We start from the raw sequence: 14,332 nt of genomic DNA, 5'->3' as shown, positions 1-14,332 counted from the left end.
AGCGGAGTTTTTTATGTACGCGGTTTTCCAAAGTGGTGGTAAACAACACCGAGTAAGCGAAGGTCAGACCGTTCGCCTGGAAAAGCTGGACATCGCAACTGGCGAATCTATCGAATTCGCTGAAGTTCTGATGATCGCAAACGGTGAAGAAGTCAAAATCGGCGTTCCTTTCGTTGATGGCGGCGTTATCAAAGCTGAAGTTGTTGCTCACGGTCGTGGCGAGAAAGTTAAAATCGTTAAGTTTCGTCGTCGTAAACACTATCGTAAGCAGCAGGGCCATCGTCAGTGGTTCACTGATGTGAAAATTACTGGCATCAGCGCCTAAGACCTGAGGAGAGATTTAAATGGCACATAAAAAGGCTGGCGGCTCAACTCGTAACGGTCGCGATTCAGAAGCTAAACGCCTGGGCGTTAAGCGTTTCGGTGGCGAATCCGTTCTGGCGGGTAGCATCATCGTTCGTCAACGTGGCACCAAGTTCCACGCTGGTACTAACGTAGGTTGCGGTCGTGACCACACTCTGTTTGCTAAAGCAGACGGTAAAGTGAAATTTGAAGTTAAAGGCCCGAACAACCGTAAATACATCAGCATCGTTGCTGAGTAAGTTTTTCGTGGTCCGGTAACGGATAAAAGCCCCGCACCCTGTTGCGGGGCTTTTTACATTCGACGACCGGTAAATATGCTCGTGAAACCGCTTTGCAGCGGATAACGAGCTCTTGCAGGGAAAACGGGCATGAAGCAGCAGGCTGGCATTGGTATTCTTTTGGCGCTCACAACCGCGGTGTGTTGGGGGGCTTTGCCAATCGCTATGAAGCAGGTGCTGGAGGTGATGGAACCTCCTACCATCGTGTTTTACCGTTTTTTAATCGCCAGTGTTGGCCTCGGGGCGATTCTGGCCGCGAAGCGCAAGCTTCCGCCGCTGCGAATTTTTCGTAAGTCGCGCTGGCTGATCCTGTTGGCGATTGCCACCGCTGGACTCTTTGGGAACTTCATCCTGTTCAGCTCTTCCCTGCAGTATTTAAGCCCAACGGCTTCGCAGGTGATCGGCCAACTGTCACCAGTAGGTATGATGGTCGCGAGCGTATTTATCCTTAAAGAGAAAATGCGCGGTACGCAGATTGTTGGCGCGATAATGCTGTTGAGCGGGCTGGTGATGTTCTTCAACACCAGTCTGATCGAAATTTTTACCAAACTGACTGATTACACCTGGGGCGTCATTTTTGGCGTCGGTGCGGCGATGGTCTGGGTGAGTTATGGCGTCGCGCAAAAGGTGTTATTGCGGCGTCTGGCATCACCGCAGATCCTGTTTTTACTGTACACTTTATGTACGATAGCGCTATTGCCGCTGGCGAAGCCCGGCGTGATAGCTCAGCTCAGTCACTGGCAGCTTGCCTGTTTGATTTTCTGTGGGCTGAATACGCTGGTAGGATATGGCGCCCTGGCGGAAGCGATGGCGCGTTGGCAGGCAGCTCAGGTGAGTGCGTTAATCACGCTCACGCCGCTGTTTACGCTGTTATTTTCAGATCTTTTATCTATGGCCTGGCCCGATTTCTTCGCCAGACCGATGTTAAACCTTCTGGGTTATCTCGGTGCGTTTGTCGTGGTTGCGGGCGCGATGTACTCCGCCATTGGTCATCGTATTTGGGGCGGATTACGTAAGCATGAATCGGTGGTATCGCAGCCCCGCTCAGGCGAATGATTTACGGAGAGTAAAATGAAGTTTGTTGATGAAGCAACGATTCTGGTCGTTGCAGGCGATGGCGGTAATGGTTGCGTAAGCTTCCGCCGTGAGAAATATATCCCGAAAGGCGGCCCGGACGGCGGCGACGGTGGTGATGGGGGTGACGTCTGGATGGAAGCCGACGAAAACCTGAACACCCTGATCGACTACCGTTTTGAGAAATCTTTCCGCGCAGAGCGTGGTCAGAATGGCGCCAGCCGTGATTGTACCGGTAAACGTGGGAAAGATGTCACTATAAAAGTACCGGTAGGTACGCGTGTGATAGACCAGGGCACGGGCGAAACCATGGGTGACATGACCAAACACGGTCAGCGTCTGATGGTCGCAAAAGGCGGCTGGCACGGTCTGGGTAACACCCGTTTTAAATCTTCAGTCAACCGCACGCCGCGTCAGAAAACGATGGGAACGCCGGGTGACAAGCGTGACCTGTTGCTGGAATTGATGCTGCTGGCGGATGTGGGCATGCTGGGGATGCCAAATGCCGGTAAATCTACCTTTATCCGCGCGGTCTCTGCGGCGAAGCCTAAAGTTGCGGATTATCCGTTTACTACGCTGGTGCCGAGTCTCGGCGTTGTCCGTATGGATAACGAAAAGAGCTTTGTGGTCGCGGACATCCCGGGGCTGATTGAAGGCGCTGCGGAAGGTGCCGGTCTGGGGATCCGCTTCCTGAAACATCTGGAACGCTGCCGCGTACTGCTGCACCTTATCGATATCGATCCGATCGACGGTTCCGATCCGGTTGAGAATGCGCGGATCATCATTGGCGAGCTGGAAAAATACAGTCAGGATCTGGCTGCCAAACCGCGCTGGTTAGTGTTTAACAAGATCGATTTGCTGGATAAAGCCGAAGCGGAAGAGAAAGCCAAAGCTATCGCGCAGGCGCTGGGCTGGGAAGATAAATATTATCTGATCTCTGCCGCCAGCCAGTTGGGCGTGAAAGATCTCTGCTGGGATGTGATGACCTTTATCATCGAGAACCCGATTACTCAGGCGGAAGAAGCGAAGCAGCCAGAGAAAGTCGAGTTCATGTGGGATGATTATCATCGCCAGCAAATCGCGGAAGTGGAAGAAGAAGCCGAAGACGACTGGGATGACGACTGGGACGAAGACGACGAAGAAGGCGTCGAGTTCATCTATAAGCGTTAATTTCCGTTTCAATGCCCGGTGGCACTAGCGCTTACCGGGCATACATCATCTGTAGGCCGGGTAAGCGCCAGCGCCACTCGGCAAAATACCCACCTAGTTATTCTGATAAATATCTTTGTACAACCGGCTTTCAAAGCGAACCAGCGGAATGCGACGGTTACGTTGATCGGCAGGTTCTACCGCATAACCCGACAGATACTGCACAAACGCCATCCGCTGCCCGCTTGCGGTAGTAATAAAGCCCGCCAGGTTGTATACACCCTGCAATGACCCTGTTTTCGCCGAGACCTTACCGTCGACGCCCGCCTGATGCAGACCCGCACGGTACTGCAGAGAGCCGTCATAGCCTGCCAGCGGCAGCATTGAGATGAAGTTCAGTTCGTTGTCGTGCTGCGCGATGTATTGCAGTACCTGCATCATCGTGGCAGGGGATATCAGGTTATGGCGCGACAGGCCGGAGCCGTCGGCAATAATCGTGTTGCCAATATCTACTCCCGCTTGCTGGCGCAGGATTTGCCGTACGGCATCAGATCCAGCACGCCACGTTCCCGGCACATTGAACCGCGCATGGCCAATCATCCGGAAGACGGTATCGGCAATCATGTTATCCGACTTTTTCAGCATAATCTTAAGCAGGTCGTGCAGCGGTGCAGACTGTTTGCTAGCCACAACGGTACCTGGCTCATTGACCTGCGTCTGGCGCAATAATGTCCCACTGTAGGTGATACCAGCTTGTTTTAACTCATCTTTCAGGATCGCGCCGGCATAACTTGCACCGTCCTGAATGGCAAATGCCAGCGGAAGAGGGTCAGCGCGCTGCGGCAGACAGCCGGTCAGCGTGAAGCGGTTTAAATCGCCCGGAACCACGTCCAGCTCACAATATTGCGCCTCTGCCGAGCCGCGTGCGAGGGTGCGAACCTGGCTGAACATGGTGACAGGGTAGTAAGACGCCACGCGAATATAGGCTAAATCGTTCGCTTTTTGCGCACTGTAGAGCGAAATTGAGAAGCAGTTCCTGTCGACAATCGCAGCGGCAGGCGGCGCGCTGAAGCACTGGGTCATGTCGTTCCAGGGCCACCCTGGCGCTTTGTCGTGGCTGGCAAAAACAGAGGTATCAATAAGGACGTTTCCGCTAATTTTAGTGACGCCTGATTTTTTCAGGTTCGCCACCATATTCCGAATATCCTGGCGTTTTAGCGTCGGATCGGCACCAAATCGTGCAACTAAGTCACCTTTCAGAACACCCGCATCAACGCTGCCTTTGGTCTCCAGCGTCGTGGTAAAGCGGAAGTCCGGGCCTAGTTGAATTAATGCCGCCAGCGCGGTAATCACTTTCTGCGTACTGGCAGGAAGGGCCATTTGCTGACTATGATAATCAATCGCGGGAGTCGGGGTGCCGACCTTCTGAACCATGAGGGCAAGGTTAGCTCCGGCAGGGAGCTGGTTGATGTACTCGTCAACGTTCGCGGCCTGGACGCTGAACGCTACACTGGTGGTCAATCCGATGATAAATCTGGAAAATCGCATAATCTCGCGCTAACAACCTGGAAACAAGCCGTCATACTACGGCGCAATGCCCTGGAAAGTAAACGATGACCCATAGGGAACTCCAGGGTAAAATGAGTATCAAATTAAGAATTGTAGCTGACCTGGACCTTGCGTCCGGGTCGGTATTTTTTTGCTTCTGGTCCGGGTATGACACCATATCGGGGCAGGCTTAACAGCCGGGGCGGAGCGATCGCCCCCTACAGGAATGTTCAAGAGGTATAACAAATGCAAGCGATTCCGATGACCTTACGTGGTGCAGAAAAATTACGCGAAGAGCTGGATTTTCTGAAATCTGTGCGCCGCCCTGAAATTATCGCCTCTATCGCCGAAGCGCGTGAGCATGGCGATCTGAAAGAGAATGCGGAATATCACGCGGCGCGTGAACAGCAGGGTTTCTGCGAAGGTCGTATCAAAGACATCGAAGCGAAGCTGTCGAATGCGCAGGTCATCGATGTCACCAAAATGCCGAATAACGGTCGCGTTGTCTTTGGCGCGACGGTCACCGTTTTGAATCTCGATAACGACGAAGAGCAGACCTGGCGCATTGTGGGTGATGATGAAGCGGACTTCAAACAGAACCTGATTTCCGTTAACTCGCCGATTGCACGTGGCCTGATTGGCAAAGAACAGGACGACGTCGTGGTGATCAAAACCCCGGGTGGCGAAGTGGAATATGAGGTCACTAAGGTAGAATACCTGTAAGTGCTCAAGATGTTGATGTATTGTAAAGAAAGGAAAAAGGCCGCATAGCGGCCTTTTATCAACGAAGAGAGCGTGGCATTTTGCTCTCCTGCTCGTAGGAAATCCCTCGTTTTACACAGGTTTTGTGTTCGACTTTAGGATATTCTTAGCGTGGCAGCGAGATTTTGCGTTCTTTACTCGGGCGATAAAGCACCAGCATTTTACCGATGACCTGTACATTACAGGCGCCGGTTTCGCGCACGATAGCGTCCACGATCAAGGTTTTTGTATCGCGATCTTCAGACGCGACTTTCACCTTGATAAGTTCATGGTGCTCTAACGCTTGTTCAATCTCGGCCAGTACCCCTTCGGTCAAACCATTATTGCCAAGCATAACGACCGGCTTGAGCGGATGTGCCAGACCTTTCAGGTGCTGTTTTTGTTTAGTACTCAGATTCATCGTATATTTTTGCTTACGTTGGGATTGAAAACGGGTCATTCTACCGCCATCTCCCATATATCGCCAAATAGTGCGTGGAAATTTACGCCATATGGCAACGATGTTCTGCCCCGATGGGAAAGTTAAATGACAGGTAAGAAGCGTTCTGCCAGCTCAAGTCGCTGGCTTCAGGAACACTTTAGCGATAAATATGTTCAAGAGGCACAGAAAAAGGGGTTGCGTTCCCGTGCCTGGTTTAAACTTGATGAAATACAGCAAAGTGACAAACTTTTTAAGCCGGGGATGACGGTAGTCGATCTCGGTGCCGCGCCAGGAGGCTGGTCACAGTATGTGGTCTCGCAGATTGGCGGCAAAGGCCGTATCATCGCTTGCGATCTTTTACCTATGGATCCTATCGTTGGTGTGGACTTTCTTCAGGGCGATTTTCGTGATGAACTTGTCATGAAGGCGCTGCTGGAACGCGTGGGTGATAGTAAAGTCCAGGTTGTCATGTCAGATATGGCACCAAACATGAGCGGAACACCGGCGGTGGACATCCCCCGTGCCATGTATCTGGTGGAACTGGCGTTAGAAATGTGTCGTGATGTGCTAGCGCCGGGTGGCAGTTTTGTTGTGAAGGTGTTCCAGGGCGAAGGTTTCGATGAGTATCTAAGGGAAATTCGCTCCCTGTTTACGAAGGTGAAAGTTCGTAAACCGGACTCTTCTCGCGCACGTTCGCGTGAAGTGTATATTGTAGCGACCGGGCGTAAACCATAACTGGTCGATTTCAGACGAAAGTTTGAAAGACGCTGGATATAGAGTATCCTGACGCTGTTTTTAACACAGTTGTAATAAGAGGTTAATCCCTTGAGTGACATGGCGAAAAACCTAATACTCTGGCTGGTCATTGCCGTTGTGCTGATGTCAGTATTCCAGAGCTTTGGGCCCAGCGAGTCTAATGGCCGTAAGGTGGATTACTCTACCTTCCTGCAAGAGGTCAACAACGACCAGGTTCGTGAAGCACGTATCAACGGACGTGAGATCAACGTTACCAAGAAAGATAGTAACCGTTACACGACTTACATTCCGGTAAACGATCCGAAGCTGCTTGATAACCTGCTGACTAAGAACGTCAAGGTTGTTGGTGAACCACCAGAAGAACCGAGCCTGCTGGCTTCTATCTTCATTTCCTGGTTCCCGATGCTGCTGTTGATCGGTGTCTGGATCTTCTTTATGCGTCAGATGCAGGGCGGCGGTGGCAAAGGCGCTATGTCGTTCGGTAAGAGCAAAGCGCGCATGCTGACGGAAGATCAGATCAAAACCACTTTCGCCGACGTCGCAGGCTGTGACGAAGCGAAAGAAGAGGTGGCGGAACTGGTTGAATACCTGCGCGAGCCGAGCCGCTTCCAGAAGCTGGGCGGTAAAATCCCGAAAGGCGTCCTGATGGTCGGTCCTCCGGGTACCGGTAAAACCTTGCTGGCGAAAGCCATTGCAGGTGAAGCGAAGGTTCCATTCTTTACGATTTCTGGTTCTGACTTTGTGGAAATGTTTGTCGGTGTCGGTGCATCTCGTGTGCGTGACATGTTCGAACAGGCCAAGAAAGCAGCACCATGCATTATCTTCATCGATGAAATCGATGCCGTAGGTCGCCAACGTGGTGCAGGTTTGGGTGGCGGTCACGATGAACGTGAACAGACCCTGAACCAGATGCTGGTTGAGATGGATGGTTTCGAAGGTAACGAAGGTATCATCGTTATCGCGGCAACCAACCGTCCGGACGTTCTTGACCCTGCGCTGTTGCGTCCAGGCCGTTTCGACCGTCAGGTTGTGGTCGGCTTGCCGGATGTGCGTGGTCGTGAACAGATCCTGAAAGTGCATATGCGTCGTGTACCGTTGGCGCCGGATATTGACGCGGCAATCATTGCTCGTGGTACGCCGGGTTTCTCCGGTGCAGATCTGGCAAACCTGGTGAACGAAGCCGCGTTGTTCGCTGCTCGTGGCAACAAGCGTGTCGTGTCGATGGTTGAGTTCGAAAAAGCGAAAGACAAAATCATGATGGGTGCGGAACGTCGCTCTATGGTGATGACGGAAGCGCAGAAAGAATCGACCGCTTACCACGAAGCTGGCCACGCGATTATCGGTCGCCTGGTGCCGGAACACGATCCGGTACATAAAGTAACGATTATCCCGCGCGGACGTGCGTTGGGTGTGACCTTCTTCCTGCCTGAAGGCGACGCGATCAGCGCCAGCCGTCAGAAACTGGAAAGCCAGATCTCCACGCTGTACGGTGGCCGCCTGGCAGAAGAGATCATCTACGGTGTTGAACATGTTTCTACCGGTGCGTCGAACGACATTAAGGTTGCAACCAACCTGGCACGTAACATGGTGACCCAGTGGGGCTTCTCCGACAAACTCGGTCCGCTGTTGTACGCGGAAGAAGAGGGTGAAGTATTCCTCGGTCGTAGCGTGGCAAAAGCGAAACATATGTCCGATGAAACCGCGCGTATCATCGACCAGGAAGTGAAAGCACTGATTGAGCGTAACTACAATCGTGCGCGTCAGCTCCTGAATGACAACATGGACATCCTGCACGCGATGAAAGATGCGCTCATGAAATATGAGACCATTGATGCGCCGCAGATTGATGACCTGATGGCTCGCCGCGATGTTCGCCCGCCAGCTGGCTGGGAAGAACCGGGCTCTAACAATTCTGACAACAATGGCACACCTCGTGCGCCGCGCCCGGTGGATGAACCGCGCACGCCGAACCCAGGTAATACCATGTCAGAGCAGTTAGGCGACAAATAAGTTACTGTTGTAGATGACTGCGTTTTATTGAAAACCCTGGGGCTTGCTCCAGGGTTTTTTCTTATCAATTCATACCAGGGATAACATCATGAAACTCTATGCCCAGGGCACCTCACTGGATCTCAGCCATCCTCATGTGATGGGGATCCTTAACGTCACGCCGGACTCCTTCTCAGATGGTGGAGCGCATAACACGCTGATTGAAGCGGTGAAACATGCCAATCTGATGATTAATGCTGGAGCGACCATCATTGATGTCGGCGGTGAGTCTACTCGCCCCGGTGCGGCGGATGTGAGTGTGGAAGAGGAACTGGCGCGTGTTATCCCGGTAGTTGAGGCGATAGCCCAACGTTTTGAAGTCTGGATTTCTGTCGATACCTCAAAGCCTGAGGTGATCCGCGAGTCAGCAAGAGTGGGCGCTCACATCATTAACGACATTCGCTCGCTCTCTGAACCAGGTGCGCTGGAGGCGGCGGCGGAAACCGGTTTGCCGGTATGTCTGATGCATATGCAGGGGCAGCCGAAGACCATGCAGGAGTCGCCAAAATATGAAGACGTGTTTGCGGATGTAAATCGCTACTTTATTGAGCAAATAGCACGTTGTGAAAGGGCCGGCATCGCAAAAGAGAAATTGTTGCTCGACCCGGGATTCGGTTTCGGTAAAAATCTCTCCCACAACTATACATTACTGGCGCGACTGGCTGAGTTTCACCATTTTAACCTGCCGGTGCTGGTGGGAATGTCACGTAAATCGATGGTGGGCCAACTGCTCAATGTGGGGCCATCAGAGCGTCTGAGCGGTAGCCTTGCCTGTGCGGTCATTGCTGCTATGCAGGGGGCGCAGATCATTCGTGTGCATGACGTCAAAGAAACCGTAGAAGCGATGCGTGTGGTAGAAGCCACATTGTCCGCAAAGGAAAACAAACGCTATGAGTAACCGTAAATATTTTGGAACCGATGGGATCCGTGGACGCGTGGGCGATGCGCCGATTACGCCTGATTTTGTGCTGAAGCTGGGTTGGGCGGCCGGTAAGGTCCTGGCTCGCCACGGCTCGCGTAAAATCATCATCGGCAAAGACACCCGTATTTCCGGTTACATGCTGGAGTCAGCACTTGAAGCTGGTCTGGCGGCAGCAGGGTTGTCCGCGTCGTTTACGGGGCCGATGCCAACGCCTGCGGTCGCTTATCTGACGCGCACCTTCCGCGCCGAAGCCGGGATTGTGATCTCCGCATCGCATAACCCGTTCTATGACAACGGTATCAAATTCTTTTCCATCGACGGGACCAAACTGCCCGATGCCGTCGAAGAGGCCATTGAGGCCGAGATGGAAAAAGAGATCACCTGTGTGGATTCCGCTGAACTCGGTAAAGCCAGCCGTATAGTCGATGCGGCAGGGCGCTATATTGAATTTTGCAAAGGTACATTCCCGAACGAATTGAGCCTGAACGAATTGAAGATCGTGGTGGATTGCGCCAATGGCGCAACCTACCATATTGCGCCGAACGTGCTGCGCGAACTGGGTGCGAAGGTGATTACTATTGGCTGTGAGCCAAATGGTGTGAACATTAACGAAGAGGTCGGCGCCACCGATGTGCGTGCCTTGCAGGCTCTCGTGGTCGCGGAAAAAGCCGATCTGGGTATCGCGCTGGATGGCGACGGTGACCGTGTGATCATGGTTGATCATGACGGTAATAAAGTCGATGGCGATCAGATCATGTATATCATCGCCCGTGAAGCCCTGCGTCAGGGACAACTGCGCGGTGGTGCTGTCGGGACGCTGATGAGCAACATGGGTCTGGAACTGGCACTGAAGCAACTCGGCATTCCGTTTACCCGCGCGAAAGTCGGTGATCGCTATGTGCTGGAAAAAATGCAGGAAAAAGGCTGGCGTATCGGGGCGGAAAACTCCGGTCACGTCATTCTGCTGGATAAAACCACTACCGGTGATGGCATTGTTGCTGGTCTGCAAGTGTTGGCCGCGATGGTACGTAACCACATGAGCCTTCACGATCTGTGCAGCGGCATGAAAATGTTCCCGCAGATTCTGGTGAATGTGCGGTACACCGCAGGCAGCGGCGACCCGCTGGAAAATGATACGGTGAAAGCGGTGACTGCGGAAGTGGAGTCATCGCTGGGGAATCGTGGGCGCGTATTGTTGCGCAAATCGGGCACCGAGCCGTTAATTCGCGTGATGGTTGAAGGCGAAGATGAAGCGCAGGTGACCGAGTTTGCCCATCGCATCGCGGATGCGGTCAAAGCGGTGTAAGGCAGACTTAACTGCATAAAAAGGCGGCATTTGCTGCCTTTTTAGTAAAGGGAAACCCGGCTTTTGCTGTTTTTTTCCGCAGTTGATACAATGCACTAAAATTGCCCTTGCGAAGGTCATTCGCTTTGGTTAGTATTCACACCCGCTTCAGTGGGAAACAGTAAAAATCCCGCTTTATTGGTTAGAAGCATTGGTATGCGGCAACTCCGCAAGGAACAGGTTGATTATGTACGAAGCTCTTTTGGTAGTTTTCCTTATTGTGGCAATTGGCCTTGTGGGTCTGATCATGCTGCAGCAAGGTAAAGGCGCTGATATGGGAGCCTCCTTCGGAGCAGGCGCTTCCGCGACGTTGTTTGGTTCAAGTGGTTCCGGTAACTTCATGACCCGTATGACGGCTGTGCTGGCGACGTTGTTCTTTATCATCAGCCTGGTGCTGGGCAATATCAACAGTAACAAAACCAATAAAGGAAGTGAGTGGGAAAATCTGAGTGCGCCGGCGAAAACCGAACAGCCTCAGCCAGCTGCTCCGGCTAAGCCGACCAGCGATATCCCGCAATAAGATCTCAGTGCCGAGGTGGTGGAATTGGTAGACACGCTACCTTGAGGTGGTAGTGCCCAATAGGGCTTACGGGTTCAAGTCCCGTCCTCGGTACCAATATTTAGAAAATGGACGTCAACAGACGTCCATTTTTGTATCTAAAACCCGCGTAGTGACTGTTTATCCCCGCACTCTCTATTATTCTATTTTATTGTTTTTATTTTTAGCTTTAAGTCTTTATCTTCTTGTTCAGAATGACATGACATACCGGCCAGGAGGGATGTGTGGATTTAAAGAAATTACGCAGCTTTATCCGGGTAGCGGAGCAAAGCAGTTTCAGCCAGGCAGCTCAGACTCTTGACCAGTCTCAGTCGATGGTCAGCCGACAGGTACGCCAGTTAGAACTGGAACTGGGGAAAACATTGCTTAAACGTAACGGTCGCGGCGTGACGCTGACCGCAGCAGGTCGACAACTGCTGGAGCATGGTAAAGGTATTCTGCGACAGGTTGAAATCGCCGAGCAGGCATTAAGTACCGGTGACGGCATATACCAGGGCAAAGTGACGGTTGGTATGCCTCCTACATTGGGGAAACTCTTAACCGTGGGGCTGGTCACCGATTTTCTTGCTGAATTTCCTGACTGTTCCCTGGCGATTACCGAGAACCTGACGTACTGGCTGCAAAAACGTTTAATTTTGGGGGAACTGGATATTGCGATACTTTATAACCCCTCTCCTGAACGTAGCCTGAAATATCAGCATCTCTGGACTGAAAAATTATGTCTTATCGCGCCGAGTCATTCACCTGTTGCCAGCAACATGAATATTCCGCTGCGTGAACTCAGCACCTATCCCCTCATTATCCCTAACCGACAGCAAATGTTGCGCAATCTGGTCGAAATAGAATGCGCCCGTCATGATGTCAGTCTGAATGTCGTCCTTGAAATCGATACGGTTCCCTCTATGCTGGGACTGGTGTCCAGAGGATTTGGCTATGCGGTATTACCCGCGAATTCCCTGGAAGTCGATTACCGTCCCGAAGGATTGACTGCCGTCCCCATTACCCCTCCTATTCTGAACCGGGTCATCCTGGCCACATCAAACCAGCATCATTTCTCTTCTCTCGCCCAGCGGACGATGGAACTGCTCCTGCAGCAACGGATTATCAGTCAGCGTCTGTCCTGAATCTTATCTTGCCAGATATGCACGGGTATCACTAAGTCACTCTTCCTGCTGCTATGCAAAAAATGCAATTCAGCTATGACCGTTTGCATCTTTTTCATAGTCATCTTCGTTGTTAGCTTAGTTCTCACAGACCTGATGGTTATGACGAAGCGAGAAGATCATGAAGACATTACCCTGCTGGTTTATGCGCGGTGGCACATCAAGAGGACCGTTTTTCCTGGCGAAAGATCTGCCGGAAGAGATTGCCGAACGCGATCGTTTAATTCTGTCAGTGATGGGCTCCCCTGATGAAAGACAAATTGATGGTCTTGGCGGCGCCACGACGCTGACGAGTAAAGTCGGCATTATCTCGCTGGCCCCCGATGCTGAGGCCGATATCAACTTTTTGTTTGCTCAGGTCTCCATCAACGAACAACATGTGGATACCACGCCCAATTGCGGGAACATGTTGGCCGCGGCTGGTCCGGCAGCGCTGGAGGCGGGTCTGATTACCGCGCAGGGCGATCAAACGGTGCTGCGCATCCGTACACTCAATACCAACATGATCGCTGAAGTGACGCTACAAACTCCCGGTGGACATCCCTGTTACGAAGGGGATGTCAGTATTGACGGCGTACCAGGAACCTCCGCTCCGGTATTGCAGAATTTCCTTGATACGGAAGGTTCGGTCTGCGGTGCCTTACTCCCCACGGGCAAACTGTGTGATGTCATTGACGGCATCCGGGTGACCTGCATCGATAACGGCATGCCGGTCATTATTGTGGCTGCCAGCGATATGGGAATAACGGGCTATGAAACGAAAGATCAGCTTAATGCGAATAACGCGCTGGCGACACGTATTGAAAACCTGCGCTTAAAAGCCGGCAAGCTGATGGGGATCTCTGATGTCGCCAATAAGTCGGTGCCTAAAATCAGTATGGTTGCCAGATCGCAATCTGGCGGTGCGCTCTGCACCAGAACATTCATCCCTCATACCTGCCATGCCGCCATTGGTGTCCTCGGTGCCGTCACCGTTGCTACCGCTGCAGTTATGCCGGGTTCCGTCGCTCACGCGGTATCGCAACTTTCCGGTGGCACAGAACAACGCCTGTCTATCGAGCATCCTTCAGGTGAATTAACGGTGTATCTGCGCCTGAATGAGGATGGCTCTGTGGCGCAGGCCGCATTGATGCGAACGGCGCGGTTGATCATGCGTGGCGACGTGCTGGTTCCTTGATTCGTTAGCTCTCACAGAAGGAAGAAATATGAATACGCAACCTAAAACGGCGTTGATCGTCAGTGCTCACTCCGCTGATTTTGTCTGGCGTGCTGGCGGTGCCATTGCACTATATGCCGCTCGTGGCTGGGACATGCACATTGTGTGTCTGTCGTTTGGCGAACGCGGTGAATCCGCCAAACTCTGGCGTCAGCCTGGCATGGAGATGACCACCGTAAAACAGGAAAGGGAGAAGGAAGCGCGTAAGGCTGCCGAAATCCTGGGGGCCAGAACAATTCATTTTATGGACGTCGGTGACTATCCCATGCGGGTCAGTGATGACGTTCTGTTCGCCCTCGCTGATCTGTATCGTGAACTCAAACCTGAGTTTGTGCTGACACATTCGTTGAAAGATCCCTACAACTTCGACCACCCAATGGCGACGCATATCGCTCAGGAAGCCCGAATTGTCGCCCAGGCGCACGGCCACGATCCTGAAAAGCCCGTGATTGGCGCACCGCCCGTCTTTCTGTTTGAGCCCCATCAACCGGAGCAATGTGAATGGAAGCCAGAAGTGCTGTTGGATATCAGCGAAGTATGGCAAACCAAGCGTGAAGCGATGGAGTCCATGGCAGCGCAGGAACACCTCTGGGAGTACTACACCCGAGTCGCGTTGCAGCGCGGCGTGCAGGCGTCAAGAAATTCAGATTTGAAAATCAAATACGCCGAAGGTTATCAGCGCATTTTCCCGCAGGTTACCGCTCAGTTTTCTTGATGAAAAATAATG

Annotated in this window: 15 protein-coding genes and 1 tRNA gene; 14 read left to right on the top strand and 2 right to left on the bottom strand. The window is 52.4% G+C overall.

Going from position 1 to position 14,332, the window contains the following annotated elements; genetic code table 11:
• Positions 1-13: 13 nt before the first annotated feature.
• The 4 genes from rplU to cgtA all read left to right on the top strand — a co-directional run bounded on the left by rplU (position 14) and on the right by cgtA (position 2,885).
• Positions 14-325: a 50S ribosomal protein L21 gene (gene rplU / locus I6L53_RS20040; RefSeq protein WP_042325074.1), complete on the top strand. Its 312-nt coding sequence runs from the start codon at positions 14-16 to the stop codon at positions 323-325.
• A gap of 19 nt (positions 326-344) precedes the next feature.
• Complete coding sequence (rpmA, locus tag I6L53_RS20035; RefSeq protein WP_003861831.1) at positions 345-602, top strand: 50S ribosomal protein L27; 258 nt, start codon at positions 345-347, stop codon at positions 600-602.
• A 129-nt stretch (positions 603-731) separates the two neighbouring features.
• Positions 732-1,697 carry a DMT family transporter gene (locus I6L53_RS20030; RefSeq protein ID WP_042325078.1) on the top strand — a complete coding sequence of 322 codons (966 nt, stop codon included), beginning with the start codon at positions 732-734 and terminating at the stop codon, positions 1,695-1,697.
• 15 nt (positions 1,698-1,712) lie between these two features.
• On the top strand, positions 1,713-2,885 hold the full coding sequence (gene cgtA, locus I6L53_RS20025; protein ID WP_042325080.1) for an Obg family GTPase CgtA: 1,173 nt from the start codon (positions 1,713-1,715) through the stop codon (positions 2,883-2,885).
• A 93-nt stretch (positions 2,886-2,978) separates the two neighbouring features.
• Here the strand turns inward: cgtA and dacB are convergent, their stop codons facing one another.
• Positions 2,979-4,412, bottom strand: coding sequence for a serine-type D-Ala-D-Ala carboxypeptidase (gene dacB / locus I6L53_RS20020; protein ID WP_042325082.1), 1,434 nt, complete (start codon positions 4,410-4,412; stop codon positions 2,979-2,981).
• Positions 4,413-4,658: 246 nt separating this feature from the next.
• Here dacB and greA point away from each other — a divergent pair, with 246 nt between their 5' ends.
• Positions 4,659-5,135 (top strand): transcription elongation factor GreA, encoded by a 477-nt coding sequence (greA, locus tag I6L53_RS20015; RefSeq protein WP_042325084.1) that lies wholly within the window; start codon positions 4,659-4,661, stop codon positions 5,133-5,135.
• 145 nt (positions 5,136-5,280) lie between these two features.
• On the opposite strand, the gene yhbY is transcribed toward greA, so the two are convergent.
• The gene (gene yhbY, locus I6L53_RS20010; RefSeq protein WP_042325329.1) at positions 5,281-5,574 is read right to left on the bottom strand and encodes a ribosome assembly RNA-binding protein YhbY; all 294 of its coding nucleotides are present in this window, start codon (positions 5,572-5,574) and stop codon (positions 5,281-5,283) included.
• Positions 5,575-5,700: 126 nt separating this feature from the next.
• Here yhbY and rlmE point away from each other — a divergent pair, with 126 nt between their 5' ends.
• The 9 genes from rlmE to I6L53_RS19965 all read left to right on the top strand — a co-directional run bounded on the left by rlmE (position 5,701) and on the right by I6L53_RS19965 (position 14,320).
• On the top strand, positions 5,701-6,330 hold the full coding sequence (gene rlmE, locus I6L53_RS20005; RefSeq protein ID WP_042291855.1) for a 23S rRNA (uridine(2552)-2'-O)-methyltransferase RlmE: 630 nt from the start codon (positions 5,701-5,703) through the stop codon (positions 6,328-6,330).
• Positions 6,331-6,429: 99 nt separating this feature from the next.
• The gene (ftsH, locus tag I6L53_RS20000; protein WP_042325087.1) at positions 6,430-8,361 is read left to right on the top strand and encodes an ATP-dependent zinc metalloprotease FtsH; all 1,932 of its coding nucleotides are present in this window, start codon (positions 6,430-6,432) and stop codon (positions 8,359-8,361) included.
• Positions 8,362-8,449: 88 nt separating this feature from the next.
• Entirely contained in the window at positions 8,450-9,298 is an 849-nt protein-coding gene (folP, locus tag I6L53_RS19995) for a dihydropteroate synthase (RefSeq protein WP_042325089.1), read from the top strand.
• Positions 9,291-10,628, top strand: a complete 1,338-nt coding sequence (glmM, locus tag I6L53_RS19990; protein ID WP_042325092.1) for a phosphoglucosamine mutase — start codon at positions 9,291-9,293, stop codon at positions 10,626-10,628. Before folP ends, glmM begins: the two co-directional genes overlap by 8 nt.
• A gap of 226 nt (positions 10,629-10,854) precedes the next feature.
• On the top strand, positions 10,855-11,187 hold the full coding sequence (gene secG / locus I6L53_RS19985; protein ID WP_042325094.1) for a preprotein translocase subunit SecG: 333 nt from the start codon (positions 10,855-10,857) through the stop codon (positions 11,185-11,187).
• 9 nt (positions 11,188-11,196) lie between these two features.
• Positions 11,197-11,283, top strand: a tRNA-Leu gene (locus I6L53_RS19980).
• A gap of 167 nt (positions 11,284-11,450) precedes the next feature.
• Positions 11,451-12,350, top strand: coding sequence for a LysR family transcriptional regulator (locus tag I6L53_RS19975; protein WP_042325096.1), 900 nt, complete (start codon positions 11,451-11,453; stop codon positions 12,348-12,350).
• Positions 12,351-12,510: 160 nt separating this feature from the next.
• Entirely contained in the window at positions 12,511-13,566 is a 1,056-nt protein-coding gene (locus I6L53_RS19970; RefSeq protein ID WP_042325098.1) for a 4-oxalomesaconate tautomerase, read from the top strand.
• Between the two features lie 28 nt (positions 13,567-13,594).
• Positions 13,595-14,320 carry a PIG-L deacetylase family protein gene (locus I6L53_RS19965; protein ID WP_042325100.1) on the top strand — a complete coding sequence of 242 codons (726 nt, stop codon included), beginning with the start codon at positions 13,595-13,597 and terminating at the stop codon, positions 14,318-14,320.
• Positions 14,321-14,332: the final 12 nt, after the last annotated feature.

The organism is Citrobacter farmeri (assembly GCF_019048065.1).
GTDB classification, from domain to species: domain Bacteria; phylum Pseudomonadota; class Gammaproteobacteria; order Enterobacterales; family Enterobacteriaceae; genus Citrobacter_A; species Citrobacter_A farmeri.
This window is presented reverse-complemented; position numbering and strand designations above follow the sequence as displayed.